Here is a 20506-nt window from a genome sequence, read left to right on the forward strand (position 1 = left end):
GTCGACGGGGCCCGGGGGTGGGCCGGACGCTTGCGACCGCGCGATCGCGGTGGGGGGAACAATGACGGTGCTTCACCTGGCCGAAAACCGGCTGGCGTTCGGTGACGTGTGGAACTGGATCACGAGCATTTCCTTTTCGGTCGACGACCTGTCGCGCTGGCGCGACCTGGTCCCGCTGGCGCTGGCCGGCCTGGTGGTCTGGGGGCTGTGGCTCTACCGGTTCGTGCTATCCCGGCTGGCCCGCCCGATCGAGAACGACTTCACCACGACCACGTCGGTCGTCGTCCCGTCGTACCACGAGGACCCGGACATCCTGATGCGCTGCCTGGAGAGCTGGCGGTCGCAGCAGCCGGACGAGATCATCATCGTGCTCGACGTCGCCGACATCGAGGCGTACGAGCGGCTGGTCGCGCTGAACGACCCGGTGATCCAGCCGATCCTGTTCAAGCACGCGGGCAAGCGGTCCGCGCTCGGCGTCGGGATCCGGGCGGCGACGTCCGAGGTGCTGGTGCTGACCGACTCCGACACCAGCTGGGAGCCCGGGCTGCTCCGGGCCGTGCAGCACCCGTTCGCCGACCCGGAGGTCGGCGCGGTCAGCACGCAGCAGAACGTGCACGAGCGGACCACCAGCATCTGGCGCCGGGTCGCCGACTGGCTGGTCAACCTGCGGTACTACGACTACGTCCCGGCGATGGGCCGCGCCGGCGCGGTCGCCTGTGTGTCCGGGCGGACCGGCGCGTACCGGCGTACGGTCGTGCTGCCGGTGCTGGACAACCTGGAGAACGAGTTCTTCCTCGGCCGCCGCTGCGTGTCCGGCGACGACGGCCGGCTGACCTGGCTGGTCCTTGCCTCCGGCTACAAGACCGTGCACCAGTCGTCGGCCAAGGCGCTGTCGATGTTCCCGGCCACCTTCCGGGCCTTCGCCAAGCAGCGGATCCGCTGGAGCCGCAACTCCTACCGCTGCTACCTGACCGCGATCTACAAGGGCTGGCTGTGGCGGGTCCCGCTGGTCACCAAGGTCACCGTGCTGCAGATCCTGCTCACGCCGGTGACGATGGGGATCACGATGGGCTACCTGATCTTCAGCCGCCTCGACCTGACCTGGCAGAGCATCACGCTGGCGGTCGCCTGGCTGATCATCGCCCGCGGCATCCGCGGCATCTCGCACCTGCGCAGGCACCCGGCCGAGATCCTGCTGCTGCCGGTGGTCGCGGCGACGGTGATTCTGATCGCGCTGCCGATCAAGCTGTACGCGTTCGTGACGATGAACAAGCAGGGCTGGCTGACTCGGTCCGCCGACACGATCGGCGGCGAGGGCCAGGACGCTGCGTCGCTGCGCGGAGCCGGTACGACGACGCCGCTGCGGACGGAGACGGTGGCATGAGGAAGGCAGCTCTGGCCGGAGCGCTCGGCGTCGTCGCGCTCACGCTCGTCGCACCCAGCGCCTCGGCAGCGGACCCGACGCCCACGCCGAAGCGCCCGGCCGTCACACCGGTCACACCGGGCACGCCCATTAAGCCCGCCGCACCGACCACTCCGCCCGACGCCGACCAGCCGACCGCTCCGAGCCGGAGCGCCGAGCCCGAGGACAAGGCGATCGACCGGCTCCCGTACCCCGGCGACCCGGAGGCCGAGTCGGCGTACGTCGCCGACGAGGACCGCCGGCTGGTCGAGGTCCGGACCGTCGACTCGCTGGCGCGCTGGAGCAAGACGTCGCTGAACACGCCGTACCGGATCGCCACCGGGTCGGCGTACACGCTGGTGCTGACGCCGCGGCGGGAGGCGTACACGATCAAGGACCTGCTCGGGCTGGCGCCGCAGACCTTCGTGCGGCAGCCCGACGGCGGGTACCTGCTGTCCGAGCACGTCGTGGTCCAGTCCGGCGCGACGCTGAACCTCTCGTCGTCAGGCGGTCTGAAGCTGCGGCTGGCCAGCGACCCCGACGGCTTCGTCTCGATCGTCAACTACGGCGGCGTTCTGAACGTGCAGGGCGCCGAGGGCAAACCGGTCCGGATCAGCAGCTGGAACCGCGACACCGACAGCCCGGACACGCTCACCAACGACGGCCGCGCGTACCTGCGCTCGCTCGGCGGCCAGGTCCGCTTCCGGTACGCCGAACTGTCCGACCTCGGCTTCTGGAGCGGCCGCACCGGCGGCCTGTCGCTGACCGGGACCGACCGCCCGAACAGCGGGTCGCTCGACAAGCTCGGCAAGACGATGCAGGTCGGCAAGCAGGCCGACCGGGAACGCGCCAAGGCCAAGACCGACGACACCAAGAAACCGGTGACGCTGGACGGCGCCGGCAAGTCGACGCTCAGCCAGATCCTGCCCGCGGGCGCGCTGCCGCTGCCCGAGGTCGGCATCGCCACCCCGGAGTACAGCTACGTGTCGGCGCTGATTCAGAAGACCACGATCAAGCGGAACGCGTTCGGCCTGTTCGCCGCCAGCGCGAACGGCCTGGACATCCGGGAGAGCCGCTTCGACGACAACCTGGTCGACGGGCTGGTCATGCACCGCTACGTCACCAACGCGGTGGTCGACTCGACCGTTGCCGACGGCAACGCAGGCGACGGTTTCGTGCTGTCCCGCGCGACCACCGGCATCGTGCTGTCCGAGATCGAGGCCAGCCGCAACCACCGCAACGGGCTGACGATGTCCGGCCTGCCGCTGGCCGACGGCCCGAGCGCGACCGGTTCGAGCCTCGGCAGCTACGGCAACAACACCGTGTCGAACAGCAAGCTGACCGACAACGCCCGGTACGGCGTGGAGGTGGTCGGCGGCACCAACATCGGCGTCAACGCCAACGACTTCCGCGGCAACGACATGGCGGTGGTGGTCCGCGGCGGCGCGCGGGACGTGTCCGTGGTCGGCAACCGGGTCACCGATCCGGGCCGGCAGGGCATCGCGCTCCGCGACGACGTGCACGCGTCGGTGGTGTCCGGCAACATCGTCAGCGGCGGCAGCACCAGCGTCTACATCCGCGACTCCGGTGCGAACGTCGTCCGCAACACGCTGTCCGACGCCGACTCGCACGCGGTCTCGCTGGTCGGCACGGTCAGCCTGACCAAGGTCAGCGAGAACACGATCAGCGGCCGCGGCCCGAGCGCGATCGACAGCAAGCGGGCCGACGACGTGAACATGCGGCGCTGGAAGAACGACGAGAGCAACTGGCACGACACGACGCCGTTCCTGGTCACGCTGAAGCGGTTCCTGCAGCCACTGACCGCGATGTGGCTGCTGCTCGCGGCGCTGCTGATCTTCACCGCGGCCCGCGGCACGCGGCGGATCCGCCGGTTCGTGCACCCGTACGCTGACAAGGCGCCGGTGAGCGACGGGCGGCCAGTGCCCGCGTCGGCGGTCCCGGTCGACCAGCAGGGGGCGAGATGAACCGGCGTGACCTGATCGTCGCGGGATCCGCGGCGGCCGCCGTACTGCTGGTCGGTGGTGGGATCGTCGCGGCGGTGTGGCCGTCGCCGAGCGAGCCGGTGGTGGCGCCGTCCGTGCCGACGGTGCCACCGGCGCCGAGCATGCCACCGCTGGATCCTTCTCCTGCTGACTCTCCTTCTGACTCGCCTTCTGCTGACTCGCCGTCACCGGATGACGAGGAGTCGCCGGACAACGGCAAGCGCAAACCCGAGGACGCGCCGCTGCTCGCGGGCGTCGCTCCGGCCGGCCAAGGCCCGCTACCGAACTCCGCGTCGGTCAGTTGCCCGGCCGCCTCGGTCCAGGTCTCCGACGCCGACGGCCTGACCGAGGCGCTCAAAGACGCCGCGCCGGGGACGAGCATCGCGCTCGCCGACGGCCGGTACGCCGGGAAGTTCGTCACCACCGCCTCCGGTACGGCGGACCGCCCGATCTGGCTGTGCGGCGGCGCCGGCGCCGTGCTGGACGGCGACAACGTCCGCGGCGGCTACGTGCTGCACCTCGACAAGGCGCAGTACTGGCGGCTGGTCGGGTTCACCGTCACGAACGGGCAGAAGGGCGTGATGGCCGACACCACCACCGGCACGGTGATCCAGGGGCTGACTGTGCACGGGATCGGCGACGAGGCCATCCACCTGCGCGCGAACAGCACCGACAACGTCGTACTGGCCAACACCATCCGCGACACCGGCAAGCGCCGGGACAAGTTCGGCGAGGGGGTCTACATCGGGTCCGCGGTCAGCAACTGGTGCACGGTGAACGACTGCAAACCCGACCGCAGCGACCGCAACGTCGTCAAGGGCAACAAGATCGGCCCGACCACGTCGGAGGCGGTCGACGTCAAGGAAGGCACCACCGGAGGGTTGCTGGAGGGGAACACCTTCGACGGGTCGGCACTCAGCGGCGCCGACTCCTGGGTGGATGTCAAGGGCAACAACTGGCTGATCCGGGGCAACACCGGCACCGGGTCGAGCACGGACGGTTTCCAGACCCATCAGATCCTGAAGGGCTGGGGCGACCACAACCTGTTCACCGGCAACACCGCCACCGTGAACGGGCCGGGCCTCGGTTTCGCGCTGCGCCCGGCCGAGTCCAACGTCGTTGCCTGTGACAACAAGGTCACCGGCGCGGCCGAGGGCGTCAGCAACGTTTCCTGCCGCTGAACGATCACACACCTTCTTTTGGGGGGACACCCATGTCCGCACTTCCACGTCTCACCGTTCTCGGCACCGGCTACCTCGGCGCCACCCACGCGATCTGCATGGCCGTGCTCGGCTACGAGGTGCTCGGCGTCGACACCGACGCGGCCAAGATCGCCGCGCTCACCGACGGGCGGGTCCCGTTCTACGAGCCCGGGCTGCCGGAGATGCTGCGCAAGGCGCTCGACTCCGGCCGGCTGCGGTTCAGCACCGACATCGCCGAGGCGGCCGCCTTCGGCGACGTCCACTTCGTCTGCGTCGGGACGCCGCAGGCCGCCGACTCACCGGCCGCCGATCTGCGGTACGTCGACCAGGTGGTCAGCTCGCTGGCGCCGAACCTGACCCGGCGGTGCCTGGTCGTCGGCAAGTCGACCGTGCCGGTGGGGACCGCGGCGCGGCTCACTTCGATGCTGCAGTCGCTCTCGCCGGCCGCTACGGACGTCGAGCTGGCCTGGAACCCGGAGTTTCTGCGCGAGGGCTTCGCCGTCGAGGACACGCTGCGACCGGACCGCCTGGTCTTCGGCGTCGCGTCGGACTGGGCGCTGGAGCAGCTGCAGGCGTCGTTCGCGCCGCTGCTGGAGGCGGAGGTCCCGGTCGTCGTGACCGACCTGCCGACGGCCGAGCTGGTCAAGGTCGCCGCGAACTCGTTCCTGGCCACGAAGATCTCGTTCATCAACGCGATGGCGGAGGTCTGCGAGCAGACCGGTGCCGACGTACAGCAGCTGGCCGCGTCGCTGGCCTACGACCCGCGGATCGGCGGGCGATTTCTGCGGCCGGGGCTGGGCTTCGGGGGCGGATGCCTGCCGAAGGACATCCGGGCGTTCATCCACCGCGCCGAGGAGCTCGGGGTCGGGCAGGCGGTTTCGTTCCTGCGCGAGGTCGACGCGATCAACGGACGACGGCGGCAGCGGACGGTGGATCTGATCCGGGCACAGGCCGGCGGGTCACTGGCTGGGGTGACAGTGTGTGCGCTCGGGGCGGCGTTCAAGCCGGACTCGGACGACATCCGGGACGCGCCGGCGCTGGATGTCGCCCGGCTGCTGGTCGCCGAGGGGGCTGTGGTGCGGGTGTACGACCCGCAGGCGATGGAGAACGCCCGGAAGGCCTACCCGGATCTCCACTACGCCTCCGGGGTCGCCGAGGCTGCCTCTGGTGCTGACGTGGTCGCGCTGCTGACCGAGTGGGACCAGTTCCGCGACCTCGACCCGTCGTGGCTGGGGTCGCTGGTCGGGCACCGCAAGATCGTCGACGGCCGGCACGCGCTCGACCCGGTCTCGTGGCAGGCGGCCGGCTGGGACTACCGGGCGCTGGGCCGCGCGGCCTGAAACCAGAGGAATTCTGCTGTCCGTATCGGGTTGAATAGGAGTGTGGACGGCGGGCTGACAGTGCGAGCGGGGGTGGTGATCCCCGAGGCGGAGCTGGGATGGCGGTTCTCCCGGTCGAGCGGACCCGGTGGGCAGTCGGTGAACACCGCCGACAGCCGCGTCGAGCTGATCTTCGACCTGGCCGCGACCACCGCCCTCGGGGAGCCGCTCAAGAACCGCGCCCTCGAACGCCTGTCCACCCGCCTGGTCGACGGCGTCCTCACCATCGCCGCCTCGGAGCACCGCTCCCAGTGGCGCAACCGCGAGGCCGCCCGAGCCCGCCTGGCCAGCCTGCTGCGCGAGGCCATCGCCGCCCCGCCGCGCCAGCGCCGCCCCACCCGCCCCTCCAAGGGCGCGGTCCGCCGCCGCCTCGACGACAAGAAGCGCCGCGGCGAGACCAAACGCCTCCGCGGCCGCCCGTCCGACTGACCCCAGCCACTCGCTTCGCGGGCCGATTGCCCTCGCTCCTTCTGTTCTTCCGGCCGCAGCGGCCTCGCCGCCTGCCGCCTCTCCGGCCGCATCGCAAGCCGCCTCAGCCCACTCGCTCGCCACTGACGAACCTCCGGCTGGATACGCTTCGCCCGTGCAGGAAACGGGGAGCGGGGAACGGGAGGAACTGCCCGAGCTGAAGGACGTGAAGGTCCGCGGCCGGTCGGTGAAGACCTGGGTGGTGAGCGCGGCGGTCGTGCTGCTCGCGATCTCGGCCGCGTTCGGCGGCCTCGCGAAGGCCTCCGTCGAGACCCCGGCGGTTGGTCCCGGTACAGCGGTCGACGCCGGCCAGTTCAGCGTCACCGTCCAGCGGGTGGTCGTCGTCAAGGACCTCGAACCGCTCTTCAAGCCCGACGACGGCGGGGCCCTGATCGCCGTCGTGCTCAAGCTCGAGCTGACGGACAAGACCGGCGTCAAGGTCCCCAGCGACCTGATCCGCCTGCTGAACGTCAACGGCGTCAAACCCGAAGACCGCCCGTACGGTACGACGAACCTGCGCGACCAGACCCAGGACCCCGTGCTCACCCCGCAGCACGCCGAGGACGTCGCCTACGTCTGGAAGTTGCCGAAGGCCACCGACCTGCCGACCGAGGTCGAGCTGAGCGTGCAGCACTACGAGTTCCGGGAGTCGGTCCTCGACCACCACGTGAACTGGACCAAGGACACGATCGCCGCCGAGGTGACTTCTCCGGTGAAGGACAACACCCGATGACCCGCCGCAAGCTCGTCGACGGCGTCCTGGTGGTCGTCGTCCTGGTCGCGATCGTCGGCCTGTACCGGGTGACGCCGGACGACACCGACTTCCAGCAGCCGGTCGCGGTCAAGGGTGTCACCGGCCAGGCCGTGCACACCCCGCGCTTCGACGTGACGGTCGAGAAGGTCCGGACCAGCAAGAAGCTCCGCGTCCCGCGCACCACGCCGGACCGCGACACGCTGACCGACTTCGTCGTCATCGACGCCGTCGTGACCGCGAACCGCGAGCCCATCCACCTGCAGAAGATCGGCATCCGCGCCGCCGACGGTACGACGTACGCCGCCGCGAATCGCAGCGGGCTGGAACGGATCGACCTCCTGCACTTCCAGCTCGCCCCCGGCATCCCGGTCCGCGGGCCGATCGTCGTCGAGATGCCCGCCGACCAGTTGCCCGGTGCAACCTTGCTGGTGCTGGAGCAGCAGATCTTCAACGATCTGCAGCCGCAGGCAACGATCGCGCTGAAGATCGACGAGGACCAGCTGCCCGCGCTGCACGAGGACGTCGCGATCCTGAACCCGGCGGTGGAGCGATGACCGCCCGGCGGGCCCGCCCGGGCTGGATCCGGCGGAACACGATCGCGCTCGCCTCGCTGGTGCTCACCGTCCCGCTGCTCGGCTGGTGGTCGGTGCGCAGCGACTACGACTCCTGGTACGACGCCGAGCCGCGCGACGCGGTCGAGGTCGCGGCCGGCGGTACGGCGTACCAGGACGCGACCTGGTTCGCGGCGAGCGTCGAGACCGACCCTTCACCGCGGGCGGGGCGGACCGGCACACCTCTACCGGACGGCACGACGCGGGTCCGGGTCTACTTCCGGCTGCAGGTCGACGACGTCGCCAAGCTGGAGAAGCTCGGTGGTTGCCTGATGCACCTTCGCGCGAACGACGGGCGGACGTGGGACGAGTCGATCCTGGACGACGAGTTCCAGGACCGCCCGAGCGGCTGCACCGGCGGTGACGACGAGAAGCTGCAGAGCTGGCGGGACCCGCAGCTCGCGCCGTACTACCTGAAGCCGGTGGCGGGCAAGCCGTTCGAGACCGTCGCGGTGTTCGTCGTACCGACCTCCGTGGCCGGTGAGGTGAAGCCGACGATCACGTGGGCGACCCGTCTTCCGCAGTACCTGGCATTCCCGAGGTAGCCGCGGTCAAGTCAGTGACGCCCTGGTCCTCGCCTGCGTCGGCGGACGGGTGCAGCGGACGGGTCCGCGGCGTGAGGTAGCCGGCCAGGCCGCCGACCATCCGGTCGTACGCCGCGGCCAGCAGCGCGATCTGCAGCATGATCTTCAGCGCCTCGACGGCGAGCTCGATCGGCTCGTCGATCACCATCCAGAAGGCCAGCGACTGCGGCCCGACGACGTAGTCGCGGAGCAGGATCCAGACCGCGCCGGCGGCGTACGTGACGACGGCCCAGGCCAGGAAGTAGCCGAGCATCGGGCGGATCCCGGACCGCGCGACCAGCCGGAACGCATCCCGGACCGGGCGCCAGCGGTCGCGCCAGTCGGAGACCATCGAGTTCCCGGCCGCTTGGACCAGGCGCGGGGTGCGCTGCCAGCGGTTGCTGATCCGGTCGAACCGCCAGCGCAGCTGCTCGATCCGCTCGGCCTTCGGCACCACCCGTCCGTAGATCACCGCGGTCATCGTGATCCACATCAGCGGCAGCACCGCCGCGCTCCACAGATCACCGATGCCCGCGGCAACGAATCCGGTGACCGCGTCCCAGATCTCGCGGATCCGCTCGACCCCGAGCACATGGTCGAGCACCCAGCCGTACGCGTCGTGACCCCACTGCCACAGCACCCGCTCCTGCAGCCAGCTCTTCGGCGAGGGCAGGTACGCCGACGCCTGGTAGGCGACGACGAAGATCCAGAGCGCCTCGAGATAGGTCGCGAACAGCTTGCGCGCGGGGCCGCTCTCGTCTGCGCCCTTCTTCTTCTTGAACACCAGCCGCAGCAGGTACGCCGCGACGCCGAGCCCGATGAACAGCCAGGTCGACAACGCCTGCAACCCGGTCGGCGCCTGCGCGACCGTTCCACCGGTGAGAGTGGTGACGGCGTCGTCCATCAGGTTGTGCACGGCCAACTGGTACTCGTAGTTCAGCGCCTCGGCCTGCAGGAACTTGTACGCCGCGTAGAACGCCAGAAACGGCAGCAAAGCCGACGCGAGCGCGTCAACGGCCCGAGCTTCCTTCCCCGCCTCGACCCCGTCCGGCGCGAGCACCCCTTCGGACACCGCCCGCCGGTGGTACGGCAACTCGCCCCGCAGCACCAGGAACATCGCGACGTACATCGCCAGCGAAACCACCACCAGCAACGCCAGCACCGCAATCCCCGCCGCCTGCACCCGAGCCCCCGCCTGCACCGCGACCCACAACACCCCGCGATGCACCAGCTCGGCAACCACAAACACAGCCAACAACCGAGGCCAAGCCCGCCCGAACAACCCAGCAGCCCGCCCGACCGTCGTCAGCAGGTTCCCCGTATCCCGTGCCACAACCGCGCAATCTACCGCCCGAACAGGTCCCCACACGCCGAACGACGACCCTCTGGCCGCACGAGTCGTCCAGCGCGATCGTCAGCTCGCCGTTCGGGAGGAGGAACGCCCACACGTCGCCGAGCACTCAGCGCTCAGGCTCTTTCTCTTCCGGCCGTAGCGACCTCAGCCAGCGCCAACCCCACCGGCCGCATCAAAGCCAACCCGCACCACAACCATCGCTAACCCGAGCCACGGTCCCCGTGGCCCCAGGGACAACGACCACTCCAGTCCAAGCTCTGACTACACCTCTTCCGGCCGCCGCGGCCTCAGCCACCGCCAACCTCACCGGCCGCATCAAAGCCAACCCGCACCACAACGGCGTACAGAAAATCAGCCACCCGCGAACGGCGGCAGTGCGTCAACCAGCGCCCCGTCCTCCAGGCTGGCAGTCAGCTCAACCCGCTCCCCGTCGACCAGAAACGTGCAGATGCCCAGCACCCGCGCCAGCTCAGGGCGATCGGCAGAAACCGCACCCACCAACTCCTTCACCGACCCAGCCCGAGCCGTCGCGGTGGACTCGCCGGCGGCAGCGCGCGCAGCGGCGAAATACCTGATCGTCACTTCCGGCATGTGGAAGACGCCTCACTCATCGATGGGACCTGGAGTATTATGTCAGCTTGCTGTTCCACACCAGTGTGTCTCGGGCCCCCGGCAACGACGCCGTCGGGGCCTGACGTGCTTCAGGACCGGATCGCTCACCCGCGCTCCGCCGACCCGCACAAGGAGACAGCGTGAGCACGTTGTTGCTGCTGACGAACGCGCTGCAGGCCTCCACCGAGGTCCTGCCTTCTCTGGCCCTGCTCCCGCACCACATCCGGATCCTGCCGTCCGAGGTCGCCGCGCTCGTCGACGCCCCGGACGCCGACGCCGTCCTGCTGGACGCCCGCCGCGATCTGGTCACTGTCCGTGGTGTCGCCCGCCTGATCCGCACGACCGGCATCGACGTACCGCTGTTCCTGGTCGTCACCGAAGGCGGCCTGACCGCGGTGAACGCCGACTGGGGCGCCGACGACGTCCTGCTCGACACGGCCGGCCCTGCGGAGATCGAGGCCCGGTTACGCCTGGTGATCGGCCGCCTCGCCGCGGCCCGCAACGAGGACCCCGAGACCACGCTGATCCGCAGCGGCGACGTGGTCATCGACGAGGCGTCGTACACGGCGAAGCTGAACGGCCGCGCGCTCGACCTGACGTACAAGGAGTTCGAGCTCTTCAAGTTCCTCGCGCAGCACCCGGGCCGGGTCTTCACCCGCGAGCAACTGCTCCAGGAGGTCTGGGGCTACGACTACTTCGGCGGCACCCGCACGGTCGACGTCCACGTCCGCCGCCTGCGCGCGAAGCTCGGCCCCGAGCACGAGTCCCTGATCGGCACGGTCCGCAACGTCGGCTACCGCTTCGTCATCCCGCCCACCACCAAGGACCGCGAAACCGCCGACTCCCGGGCCTGAGTCCCACCAGTCACATCAGTCACGCCAGTCACAGCACCGGGCTTTTCCAGCCCTGCAACGGAATCCGCCCGAACAGCCCCGCAGAAGATCGGGCTTGCACCACCGCGTAGGCGGGGTGCTACCTTGCGTATTCGGTCTGTTCACGAAAGGTGACCGATGGCGCACGCTCCGACTTCGCACCGCCGCGGTGGTGGTGCTCACGCTTCGCATCGCAGCGATCCGTCCGACGGACCGATCCAGACGACCACCTGGCTCGGCCTGACCTTCGCCCTGGGTCTCGGGCTGCTGCTCAGCAGCCGCGCCCACGTCGGCGTCCACGCGGCCGGCATCACGCTGCTGGTGATGCTGATCCCGCTCACGGTGGCCGTCTTCGGCACCGGCGTCCGCCGCGGCATCGGCTCCGGCCGCGCCGCCATCGCGACCGGCGTCGCGCTGACCTTCGTGATCCTCAAGTTCGTGCTCTGAGACTCAGCCCCAAACACACCCGCCCGGGCCACCTCCGCTGGAAGGCAACCCGGGCGAGCGTCGTACCGCTGGCTACTACGAGATGCTGATCCGGTCCGTCGGACCCGGGGTGTACGGGTCGTGCGCGGCCAGGTACGCCGCGAACGCGTCGATGTCGAGCCCGCCGAAGAACTTGTTCGTCGCCGTGGTGAAGGCCGGGAAGCCGTCGCCCCCGTCGGACAGGAAGTTGTTCGTCACGATCCGGTACGACGTACCGTCGACGATCGGCTGCCCGGCGATCTTGACCGACGCCGCGTCCACCTTCGCGCCCGGCGTACCGGCCGGGTTGTAGGTGTAGGTGATCCCGGCGATCTGCAGCACCTTGTTCGCGGCCTGGTTCGCGCCGGAGAACTGCTGCTCCAGCAGCGCCTTGATCTGCGTCCCGGTCATGTCCATCGAGACCAGGTAGTTGTTGAACGGCTGCACCGTGAACGCCTGCCCGAACGACACCGCACCGCCGGTCGAGGCCAGGTCGGCGCGGATCCCGCCCGGGTTCATGAACGCGACCACCGGCGTCTTGCCGCCGGTGACCGTCGACGGGTCGGCCAGCTGCGCGTCGGCGATCAGGTTGCCCAGCGGGGACTCGCCGGAGTCGTCCGCCGTCCGCAGTACCGACGGCGTCGTGATGTGCCCGATCACCTTGGACTCGATCGGCGCGACCAGGCCCTGGTACTTGGTGATCAGCTTGGTCAGGTCACGGTTCTTCGGCACGTCCTGGGTGACGATCAGGTTGTTGGCCAGCGTGTTCAGCCGGTCGACGTCGTGCGTCGCGTTGTCGATGCTGAGCCGGACCTGGGTGACGACCTTGCCGAACGACGACGCGCTGGTGACGAGCCGCGGCTTGCCGGCCGGGTCGTTGATCGAGCAGTTGTACGCCGTGTGGGTGTGACCGGAGATCACCGCGTCGATCGCCGGGTCGAGGTTCTTGGCGATGTCGGTGACCGGGCCGGAGATCCCCGGGCAGCTGTTGAACGCGCGCGGGTCGCTCGGGAACCCGCCCTCGTGCAGCAGCACCACGATCGACTCGATGCCCTGCTTGCGCAGCTTCGGGACCAACGCGTTCGCGGTCTCGACCTCGTCGGTGAAGGTCAGCCCCTCGACACCGGACTTGGTGACGATGTTCGGCGTCGCCTCCAGCGTCATCCCGATGAACGCGATCTTCTGGCCGCTGCGGAACTTCTTCACCGTGTACGGCGCGAGCAGGGTCTGCCGGGTGTTCTCGAAGAACACGTTGGCCGACAGGTAGTCGAAGTCGGCGCCCTTGAACTTGGCCTTCTTGTCCGGGCAGGAGTTCTGGTTGTTCTGCCCGTCGCCGTCGTTCAGGCAGCCGCCGGTCTGCATCCGGAGCAGCTCGTGCCAGCCCTCGTCGAACTCGTGGTTGCCGACCGAGGCGGCGTCCAGGCCCATCTCGTTCATCGCCTCGATGGTCGGCTCGTCGTGGAAAGCGGCCGACAGCAGCGGGGAGGCGCCGATCAGGTCACCCGCGGCGACCGTCACGCTCTCCTGGCCCTGCGCCTTCGCGGCGGCGCGCAGGTTCTCCAGGTGGGTGGCGAGGTACTCCGCGCCGCCGGCGGGCGTGCCGTTCACGTTGCCGCTGGAGCTGGTCGCCGGGTTGGGCGCCAGGTTTCCGTGGAAGTCGTTCAGCGCCAGCAGGTTGATCTGCGTGTGCGTCGGCTTCGGTTTCGCGGGTGCTGCCTGGGTCACGGTTCCCCCCGTGGCCAAGCCGAGTGCCACCGCGGCTCCGGCGGCCAGCAGGGCAACCGCCCGCGGACCCCTGAACCACGTCCTGTCTCGTCCTGTGAAGGCCATGTCTACTCCGTCATAGTTTTCGATGCGGTGCCGCGAAGTTACCCGACGTACGGCGGCCCGGAACAGGACCTGAGCATGAACTCACTCGGACCTTTTACGGTATTCAGGTGACCCTCGAAGCAGTTCCCTCACCGTTGCCCTCGGCCACCGCCGCCGCCGTCACCGAACTCGCTCGCCTGGCCGCGCAGAGCGACGACGTCAACCCGCTGTCCGAGCAGACCCTGCTGCACCTGAACGGCGAGCACCACGGCGACCTGCACGTGCTCGCGTACGCCGGTGAGCCCGCGACCCTCGACGTCACCGGCCTCCACTCCACCCCCGGCGACCTGGTCGGCTACGCCTCCCTCGGCCCCGACGGCTCCGCCGAGCTCGTCGTCGCCCCCGAGGCCCGCCGCCAAGGCACCGGCACGACGCTCCTCCGCACCCTCCTCGACCACGCCCCCACCACCCTCCGCCTCTGGGCCCACGGCCGCCTCCCCGGCGCCGACGAACTCGCCGCGCACTTCTCCCTGGAGGTCGCCCGCGAGCTCTACTTCCTCAGCCGCGCGAGCGCGCCCCTCCCCGAGATCACCTGGCCGTCGAACATCGAGGTCCGCACCTTCGTCCCCGGCCAGGACGACACCGCCTGGCTCAAGGTCAACGCCGAAGCCTTCGCCACCCACCCCGAACAGGGCTCCTGGACCCAGGCCGACCTGACGGACCGCCTCAACCAGCCCTGGTTCGACCCCGAAGGCTTCTTCCTGGCCGTCGACCGCGACACCAACGAACTCGCCGGCTTCCACTGGACCAAGGTCGAGGACAACGAGGGCGAGGTCTACGTAGTAGGCGTCTCCCCCACCCACCAAGGCACCGGCCTAGGCAAGGCCCTCACCCTCCAGGGCCTCCACCACCTCCAGGAAACCCGCGCCCTGGACACCATCACCCTCTACGTAGACGGCACCAACACCCCCGCCCGCCGCCTCTACGAATCCCTCGGCTTCACCACCGCCGCCCTGCACGTCCAGTACGCCCCCACCACCGTGTGAACGGTGTCACACCGAAATCATCTGCTCACACCGCGTCATAAACGCGCTTCTCGTCCGTCCCACCACCAACCAGGAGCCGTCCGAGCCTCTCACCCCCCAGCCGGGCGGCTCCTGGCCCCCAACTGGTTATCCACAGCTTGCAGCTTTCGCCACGCCACGCCCTCTCACCGACAGTTACGATCAACGAGTCGACTACGGAGGGCTGGAATCTTGTGACCAGGAGTCAGCGACTGTCCACCACAACTGTGGCGTGCCTGCTAGCTGCGGTGACGCTGAGTGCCTGCGGCTCCTCGAGTCCCCCCGCCGGTCGCCCAGACATCAGACCTGAGTCAGCAAGCTCGACGCCGACCGCTGGACAGACCTCAGTAGCGGTCACCACGGCGCCGTCGGGCCCGAGCACTGCACCCGAAAGGCCCGCGGCGGCGTTCGGGCTGTCTCTGGCGGCAGGCGAGGCGTTTATCCGGCACTACATCGAGCTGCTCAACTACGGCGCGCGAACCGGTGACGTTTCCGCGATCCAAACCGCGAGTGATCCCGGCTGTCTCGGCTGTGCCGCGTACATCAAATCGGTCACGAAGATCAACGCGGCGAACGGAGGACTGAAAGGGGACTTCGCTGAGCGTTTGATCGAGGTCAGCGAGTTGACCCGCGCCGACGACGGTCAACTGGCCGCAACGACGCAACTGAAGGTCGGCGCGTACACCGCACAAGAGTCCTCAACCGCCAAGCCGGTTTCGATCGCAGCCGCGGAGTACGTGCAGGAGATGGCGTTGGCTCCCAGCGGCGGAAGCTGGACCGTTTTCGAAATGGAGCTGACCAAACGATGATGATGCGAGCGGCAGCAGCGACGGTCACGGCGTTGTCGATGGCTCTCGTCATGTCCCAGTCCCCGGTCGCACTGGCGTCCGAATCCAGGCCGCACCAGACGGAGAGCATTCGCGATCCGGAACCTCCGGTCATCACCGGTGGAATCGGGAAGGAGGATGCTTACGTCCGAGGACAGACGAAAGCGCACACCCGACTTCACGATCCGGGTTCGACGAAATGGCGCCGGGGATCGGGAAAGCCAGGCACTGGGCGACGCGAGCCGAGCGAGGTGCACCTGGGGAGATTCGGTCCCGTGGATGCCGAGACCCAGAGGCTGATCGACAGACGGCTCAACGAAGGTATCTGCGGCCCCCGTCGCCCTGATGGCACGGTCGAAGGTCCTGCCCGCTGCGACGACTGGGTACCGAAGAACCGGCCAACGGTCGAAGATGCCGTCGATCAGGTCCGTACGCAGATCCGAACTCAGCAGGTCAGCGTTCGTTTTCCCCAACTCAAGGTGAAGGTCCAGCCCGCCGGACGAACCTTGGTCAACCTGGACACGATCGTCTACACCGATGCCAACACGCTGTCGTCCAGCAACGTTTCGGTGCTGGGCTACCCGGTCGTCATCGAGGGAACTCCCGTGAGCTACACGTGGAACTTCGGAGACGGCAGCGCGCCGGTAACGACCCGGACGCCGGGAAAGCCGTACCCGGCGAAAGAAGTCACCCACAAATACATGAAGCGCGGTTCTGTCAGCTTGACCGTGACGACGAACTATCGGGCGCGGTTCAGTGTCGGCGGAGCAGGTTGGCAGCCGATCGATGGAACGGTTGCTGTCACCGGACCAGCGACCTCTCTGCAGGTTCGCGAAGCCGTACCCGTGTTGGTGGAGCCTACGGGTTGAGGACCGACCTCACATGCGCGTGGATTCGTAGCTGGGCCGCCCGCGTAGCCCCGCCCAATGTGAGCATGTTGGCGAAGCCGTGGATGAGGGTTGGTTCCTGGTGGAGGACGGTGGGGACGCCTGCGGTCTGGAGGGCTTCGGCGTACTCGTTGCCTTCGTCTCGGAGGGGGTCGAAGCCGGCGGTGACCACGTAGGCGGGGGCCAAGCTCTTCAGCGAGCCGAAGAGTGGGGAGACCAGCGGGTCGGGGCGGAGCGTTGGGTCGGGGGTGTAGTGCTCTCGGTACCAGAGGATTTCTTCTTCGGTGAGGAAGAAGCCTTCGGAGAAGAGGTCTCGGGAGGGGCGGCGGCCGACCAGGTCTACGGCGGGGTAGATGAGGAGCTGGAGGGCGGGTGCAGGGATGTCCCGTACGACGCACTGCTGGGCGACGACGGCGGCGATGTTGCCGCCGGCTGAGTCGCCGCCTACCGCCACCAACGAGGCATCGGCGCCCAGGTCCGCGGCGTGTTCGACGGCCCAGCTGAAGGCGGCGATGGCGTCCTCGGCGGCGACCGGGGCGGGGGCTTCAGGGGCGAGGCGGTAGTCGACCGACAGCACTCGTACGCCGGTCTCAGCAGCGACATCCCGGCAGTAGGCGTCGTGGGTGTCGAGGTCGCCGACGACCCAGCCGCCGCCGTGGAAGAAGACGAGCAGGCCGCGGCCCGGCGTACGGGGGACGTAGAGGCGGGCGCCGAGCTGGCCGTCTGCGCCTCGGACGGTGAGTTCGGTCACGCGCTGGACCTCGCGGAGCGGGCCGGCGACCAGGGCGGTGCCGCGGAGCAGGCCGGCGCGGGCGGCGGCGACCGACTTGGGGACGCCACCGCTGCCGGGGAGCATCGCTTCGAGTTTGAGCAGCAGCTGCACGTCCGGGTCGAGCACGTTGCCGTCGATCACGACCGGGGCGCCCGCGAGGCGGTGCCGGACTGCGGGTGGCAGGGCGTAGACCGGGGTCAGGGCATGGCTCTGGACCGCTTTCTGGACCGCGGTCAGCCCGGTCCGCAGCAGCGCGTCCACTCGTGGGTTCACAAAGCGTGACGCTAGCAACAATCAGCGAGATCGCGCAGACACGACCCTGACATGCCCTGCGCCACCTGACGTTCACCAAAGGATGGGATGCTGGTCAACGTGGCAGGAGACTTGTTGGCGTCGCACAACCGGGAGTACGACGTCGAGCCCCCGTACGACATCGCGGAGGCCGGCGATCTTCCCGAGGACCGGTTCTCGGACCGGGAGCTGAGCTGGCTCGCGTTCAACCAGCGGGTGCTGGAGCTCGCCGAGAACGACCGGGTCCCGCTGCTGGAGCGCGCGAAGTTCCTGGCGATCTTCGCGAGCAACCTCGACGAGTTCTACATGGTCCGGGTCGCCGGTCTGAAGCGCCGCATCGCCGCTGGCGTCGCCGTACGGGCGGCCAGCGGCCTGATGCCGCGTGAGGTGCTCGACCGGAGCCTGACCCGCAGCCGGGAGCTGATGGACCGTCAGGCCGAGACTTGGCGCAAGAGCGTGCTGCCGGCGCTGGTCGAGGAGGGCATCGACATCCTCCGCTGGGACGAGCTGGAGCACGCCGAGCGCGAGGCGATGACGACGTTCTTCAAGGACCGCGTCTTCCCGGTCCTGACCCCGCTCGCGGTCGACCCGTCGCACCCGTTCCCCTACATTTCCGGCCTGAGCCTCAACCTGGCCGTCGTGGTTCGCAACCCCGACTCCGGCGGCGAGCACTTCGCCCGGGTGAAGGTGCCGCCGCTGCTGCCCCGGTTCGTGCAGGTCGCCGAGGGCCGGTTCGTCCCGCTCGAGGACGTGATCGCGACCCATCTCGGCCAGCTGTTCCCGGGCATGGAGGTCACTCAGGTCCACACCTTCCGGGTGACCCGCAACGAGGATCTCGAGGTCGAGGAGGACGACGCGGAGAACCTGCTCGCCGCGCTCGAGAAGGAGCTGCTACGGCGCCGGTTCGGCCCGCCGGTCCGGCTCGAGGTCGAGGAGTCGATCGACCCGAAGGTCCGCGCGCTGCTGGTCAGCGAGCTGGGCGTCACCGAGGCCGAGGTGTTCGAGGTCCCAGGCCCGCTCGACCTGCGCGGCCTGTTCGACATCGCCTCGCTGGACCGCGCCGAGCTGAAGTACCCGGGCTTCGTCCCGTCGACGCACCCGCAGCTGGCCGAGGTCGAGACCTCGAACCCGGCGGACATGTTCCACGCGCTGAAGCAGCGCGACGTGCTCGTCCACCACCCGTACGACAGCTTCTCGACGAGCGTGCAGCGCTTCATCGAGCAGGCCGCCGCCGATCCGCACGTGCTGGCGATCAAGCAGACCCTGTACCGGACCAGCGGTGACTCCCCGATCGTCGACGCGCTGATCGACGCCGCCGAGGCGGGCAAGCAGGTGCTGGTCCTGGTCGAGATCCAGGCCCGGTTCGACGAGCAGGCCAACATCAAGTGGGCCCGGCAGCTCGAGCACGCCGGCTGCCACGTCGTGTACGGCGTGATCGGCCTGAAGACGCACTGCAAGCTGTCGATGGTGGTCCGCGACGAGCCGGACGGCCTGCGCCGCTACGCCCACATCGGCACCGGCAACTACCACCCGAAGACAGCCCGGATGTACGAGGACCTCGGCCTGCTGACCAGCGACAAGGTCGTCACCGAGGACATCGCGCACCTGTTCAACCACCTGTCCGGCTTCGCCCGCAGTACCGGCTCCCGGCGGTTGCTGGTCGCTCCCCAGTCCGTACGCCGTGGCCTGCTCGACCGGATCGAGCGCGAGGTCCAGCACCACCTGGCCGGCCGCCCGGCGCGGGTCCGGATCAAGGTGAACAGCCTGGTCGACGAGGCCCTGTGCGACGCGCTCTACCGAGCGTCGCAGGCCGGCGTCCCGGTGGACCTGTGGATCCGCGGGATCTGCACGCTGCGGCCCGGCGTACCGGGGCTGTCGGACAACATCCGGGTGCGCAGCATCCTCGGCCGGTTCCTGGAGCACAGCCGGGTGTTCTGGTTCGAGAACGGCGGCGAGCCCGAGGTGTGGATCGGCTCGGCCGACCTCATGCACCGCAACCTGGACCGCCGCGTCGAGGTGCTGGTCCAGCTGAAGCAGCCGGACCAGATCACCGAGCTGACCGACCTGTTCGACCTGGGCTTCGACGAGCGGACCGGGTCGTGGTGGCTGCAGCCCGACGACACCTGGCAGGCCCGGCTCAGCGGCCCGGACGGCGAGCCGCTGCGCGACCTGCAGGAGCGGCTGATCTCGACTCGCGGCCGCCGCCGCCAGACCGACCCCACCCAAGCCTGACCGAGGAGACCATGAACAACCCGGCGACCGTGATCGCCGCGGGTGGTGTGGTGTGGCGGGAGGACCGTGGCACGCGCCGGGTCCTGCTGGTGCACCGCCCCCGGTACGACGACTGGTCGCTGCCGAAGGGCAAGCTGACCGCGCACGAGCACGTGCTGTCCGCGGCGCGCCGCGAGATCGAGGAGGAGACCGGCCTGCGGGTCGTGCTCGGCCCGTCGCTCGGCGTTCAGCGGTACGACGTCCGCAAGAACGGCGGCACCGTGCCGAAGCTGGTGCACTACTGGTCGGCCGAGACCTACGACGACTCCGCGTTCGTCCCGAACGACGAGGTGGACCGGGTCGAGTGGCTCCCGGTCGAGGACGCCGCGCGCCGGCTCAGCTACCCGCGCGACGTGGACATCCTGCGCAAGCTCGAGTACGCCGTACCGGTGGTCGCGTCGCTGGTCGTGCTCCGGCACGCGGAGGCGGTCAAGCGCAAGGACTGGGACGCCGACGACACCGACCGCCCGCTGACCGCGCGCGGGCACGACACCGCCGAGCGGCTGGTCGACGTACTGGCCGCGCTCGGGGTGGACCGGGTCCGCAGCAGCGACGCCGAGCGCTGCGCGACCACGGTCACGCCGTACGCCGCCTCGATCGGCCGCAAGATCCACCTGCACCCGGAGATCTCCGAGCGCGGCTTCGAGGCCGACCCGAGCGCCATGGACGGGCTGGCCGGCAGCGCCTGGAAGCACGGTCACGTCACCGTCATCTGCTCGCACCGCCCGGTGCTGCCGGCGCTGGCCCGCGAGCTCGGGCTCCCGGTCGGCAAGTTCTCCCCCGGCGCGTTCGTCGTCGCGCACCTGCTGGCCGACGGCCGGGTCGCCCACGAGCGGTTCAGCGCGCCGTAGCGACCGTGACTCCACGCGACCTCGCCAATGCAAAGAGATCGTCACAGTC

At 69.3% G+C, this 20506-nt stretch carries 19 protein-coding genes; 15 read left to right on the forward strand and 4 right to left on the reverse strand.

What is annotated here, in order from left to right; all coding sequences use genetic code 11:
* Window positions 1-61: 61 nt before the first annotated feature.
* From AB0M01_RS09305 to AB0M01_RS09340, 8 genes are all read left to right on the forward strand, one after another.
* Window positions 62-1384, forward strand: coding sequence for a glycosyltransferase (locus AB0M01_RS09305; RefSeq protein WP_363667272.1), 1323 nt, complete (start codon window positions 62-64; stop codon window positions 1382-1384).
* Window positions 1381-3387, forward strand: a complete 2007-nt coding sequence (locus tag AB0M01_RS09310) for a right-handed parallel beta-helix repeat-containing protein (protein WP_363667274.1) — start codon at window positions 1381-1383, stop codon at window positions 3385-3387. The genes AB0M01_RS09305 and AB0M01_RS09310 overlap by 4 nt, the downstream gene beginning before the upstream one ends.
* Window positions 3384-4586 carry a hypothetical protein gene (locus tag AB0M01_RS09315; RefSeq protein ID WP_363667276.1) on the forward strand — a complete coding sequence of 401 codons (1203 nt, stop codon included), beginning with the start codon at window positions 3384-3386 and terminating at the stop codon, window positions 4584-4586. The genes AB0M01_RS09310 and AB0M01_RS09315 overlap by 4 nt, the downstream gene beginning before the upstream one ends.
* A gap of 32 nt (window positions 4587-4618) precedes the next feature.
* Window positions 4619-5947, forward strand: a complete 1329-nt coding sequence (locus AB0M01_RS09320) for a UDP-glucose/GDP-mannose dehydrogenase family protein (protein ID WP_363667278.1) — start codon at window positions 4619-4621, stop codon at window positions 5945-5947.
* Window positions 5948-5989: 42 nt separating this feature from the next.
* Window positions 5990-6415: an alternative ribosome rescue aminoacyl-tRNA hydrolase ArfB gene (gene arfB / locus AB0M01_RS09325; RefSeq protein WP_363667280.1), complete on the forward strand. Its 426-nt coding sequence runs from the start codon at window positions 5990-5992 to the stop codon at window positions 6413-6415.
* 154 nt (window positions 6416-6569) lie between these two features.
* Window positions 6570-7187, forward strand: a complete 618-nt coding sequence (locus AB0M01_RS09330) for a hypothetical protein (protein WP_363667282.1) — start codon at window positions 6570-6572, stop codon at window positions 7185-7187.
* Window positions 7184-7762 (forward strand): hypothetical protein, encoded by a 579-nt coding sequence (locus AB0M01_RS09335; RefSeq protein WP_363667284.1) that lies wholly within the window; start codon window positions 7184-7186, stop codon window positions 7760-7762. The genes AB0M01_RS09330 and AB0M01_RS09335 overlap by 4 nt, the downstream gene beginning before the upstream one ends.
* On the forward strand, window positions 7759-8364 hold the full coding sequence (locus AB0M01_RS09340) for a hypothetical protein (protein WP_363667286.1): 606 nt from the start codon (window positions 7759-7761) through the stop codon (window positions 8362-8364). The genes AB0M01_RS09335 and AB0M01_RS09340 overlap by 4 nt, the downstream gene beginning before the upstream one ends.
* On the opposite strand, the gene AB0M01_RS09345 is transcribed toward AB0M01_RS09340, so the two are convergent.
* Window positions 8318-9715, reverse strand: coding sequence for a hypothetical protein (locus AB0M01_RS09345; protein ID WP_363667288.1), 1398 nt, complete (start codon window positions 9713-9715; stop codon window positions 8318-8320). The two genes, AB0M01_RS09340 and AB0M01_RS09345, sit on opposite strands and share 47 nt — an antisense overlap.
* 372 nt (window positions 9716-10087) lie before the next feature.
* The gene (locus AB0M01_RS09350; RefSeq protein ID WP_363667290.1) at window positions 10088-10327 is read right to left on the reverse strand and encodes a MoaD/ThiS family protein; all 240 of its coding nucleotides are present in this window, start codon (window positions 10325-10327) and stop codon (window positions 10088-10090) included.
* Between the two features lie 161 nt (window positions 10328-10488).
* Between AB0M01_RS09350 and AB0M01_RS09355 the strand changes: the two genes are divergently transcribed.
* Both AB0M01_RS09355 and AB0M01_RS09360 read left to right on the forward strand, forming a co-directional pair.
* A complete protein-coding gene (locus AB0M01_RS09355; protein ID WP_363667292.1) occupies window positions 10489-11202 on the forward strand; it encodes a response regulator transcription factor in 714 nt (237 codons plus the stop codon).
* Window positions 11203-11358: 156 nt separating this feature from the next.
* Window positions 11359-11667 carry a hypothetical protein gene (locus tag AB0M01_RS09360; RefSeq protein WP_363667294.1) on the forward strand — a complete coding sequence of 103 codons (309 nt, stop codon included), beginning with the start codon at window positions 11359-11361 and terminating at the stop codon, window positions 11665-11667.
* 75 nt (window positions 11668-11742) lie between these two features.
* Here the strand turns inward: AB0M01_RS09360 and AB0M01_RS09365 are convergent, their stop codons facing one another.
* The gene (locus AB0M01_RS09365) at window positions 11743-13410 is read right to left on the reverse strand and encodes a bifunctional metallophosphatase/5'-nucleotidase (RefSeq protein ID WP_363667296.1); all 1668 of its coding nucleotides are present in this window, start codon (window positions 13408-13410) and stop codon (window positions 11743-11745) included.
* 212 nt (window positions 13411-13622) lie between these two features.
* Here AB0M01_RS09365 and mshD point away from each other — a divergent pair, with 212 nt between their 5' ends.
* The 3 genes from mshD (at window position 13623) to AB0M01_RS09380 (ending at window position 16254) form a co-directional block, all read left to right on the forward strand.
* Window positions 13623-14540 carry a mycothiol synthase gene (mshD, locus tag AB0M01_RS09370; RefSeq protein ID WP_363667298.1) on the forward strand — a complete coding sequence of 306 codons (918 nt, stop codon included), beginning with the start codon at window positions 13623-13625 and terminating at the stop codon, window positions 14538-14540.
* Window positions 14541-14806: 266 nt separating this feature from the next.
* Entirely contained in the window at window positions 14807-15367 is a 561-nt protein-coding gene (locus tag AB0M01_RS09375) for a DUF6318 family protein (RefSeq protein WP_363667300.1), read from the forward strand.
* A 293-nt stretch (window positions 15368-15660) separates the two neighbouring features.
* On the forward strand, window positions 15661-16254 hold the full coding sequence (locus tag AB0M01_RS09380; RefSeq protein ID WP_363667302.1) for a PKD domain-containing protein: 594 nt from the start codon (window positions 15661-15663) through the stop codon (window positions 16252-16254).
* Here AB0M01_RS09380 and AB0M01_RS09385 read toward each other — a convergent pair.
* Window positions 16244-17317 (reverse strand): alpha/beta hydrolase, encoded by a 1074-nt coding sequence (locus tag AB0M01_RS09385; RefSeq protein ID WP_363667304.1) that lies wholly within the window; start codon window positions 17315-17317, stop codon window positions 16244-16246. The two genes, AB0M01_RS09380 and AB0M01_RS09385, sit on opposite strands and share 11 nt — an antisense overlap.
* Window positions 17318-17404: 87 nt before the next feature.
* Here AB0M01_RS09385 and AB0M01_RS09390 point away from each other — a divergent pair, with 87 nt between their 5' ends.
* Entirely contained in the window at window positions 17405-19567 is a 2163-nt protein-coding gene (locus AB0M01_RS09390; RefSeq protein WP_363667306.1) for an RNA degradosome polyphosphate kinase, read from the forward strand.
* Window positions 19568-19578: 11 nt separating this feature from the next.
* On the forward strand, window positions 19579-20457 hold the full coding sequence (locus AB0M01_RS09395) for an NUDIX domain-containing protein (protein WP_363667308.1): 879 nt from the start codon (window positions 19579-19581) through the stop codon (window positions 20455-20457).
* Window positions 20458-20506: the final 49 nt, after the last annotated feature.

Origin of the sequence: Kribbella sp. NPDC051770, from assembly GCF_040681455.1 — a bacterium.
Lineage (GTDB): Bacteria > Actinomycetota > Actinomycetes > Propionibacteriales > Kribbellaceae > Kribbella.

Coding starts and splice junctions, on each gene's coding strand:
- AB0M01_RS09350 (WP_363667290.1), bottom strand. CDS start 10,327: ATGCCGGAAGTGACGATCAGGTATTTCGCCGCTGCGCGCGCTGCCGCC.
- AB0M01_RS09395 (WP_363667308.1), top strand. CDS start 19,579: ATGAACAACCCGGCGACCGTGATCGCCGCGGGTGGTGTGGTGTGGCGG.
- AB0M01_RS09315 (WP_363667276.1), top strand. CDS start 3,384: ATGAACCGGCGTGACCTGATCGTCGCGGGATCCGCGGCGGCCGCCGTA.
- AB0M01_RS09335 (WP_363667284.1), top strand. CDS start 7,184: ATGACCCGCCGCAAGCTCGTCGACGGCGTCCTGGTGGTCGTCGTCCTG.
- AB0M01_RS09320 (WP_363667278.1), top strand. CDS start 4,619: ATGTCCGCACTTCCACGTCTCACCGTTCTCGGCACCGGCTACCTCGGC.
- AB0M01_RS09360 (WP_363667294.1), top strand. CDS start 11,359: ATGGCGCACGCTCCGACTTCGCACCGCCGCGGTGGTGGTGCTCACGCT.
- AB0M01_RS09340 (WP_363667286.1), top strand. CDS start 7,759: ATGACCGCCCGGCGGGCCCGCCCGGGCTGGATCCGGCGGAACACGATC.
- AB0M01_RS09310 (WP_363667274.1), top strand. CDS start 1,381: ATGAGGAAGGCAGCTCTGGCCGGAGCGCTCGGCGTCGTCGCGCTCACG.
- AB0M01_RS09305 (WP_363667272.1), top strand. CDS start 62: ATGACGGTGCTTCACCTGGCCGAAAACCGGCTGGCGTTCGGTGACGTG.
- AB0M01_RS09390 (WP_363667306.1), top strand. CDS start 17,405: ATGCTGGTCAACGTGGCAGGAGACTTGTTGGCGTCGCACAACCGGGAG.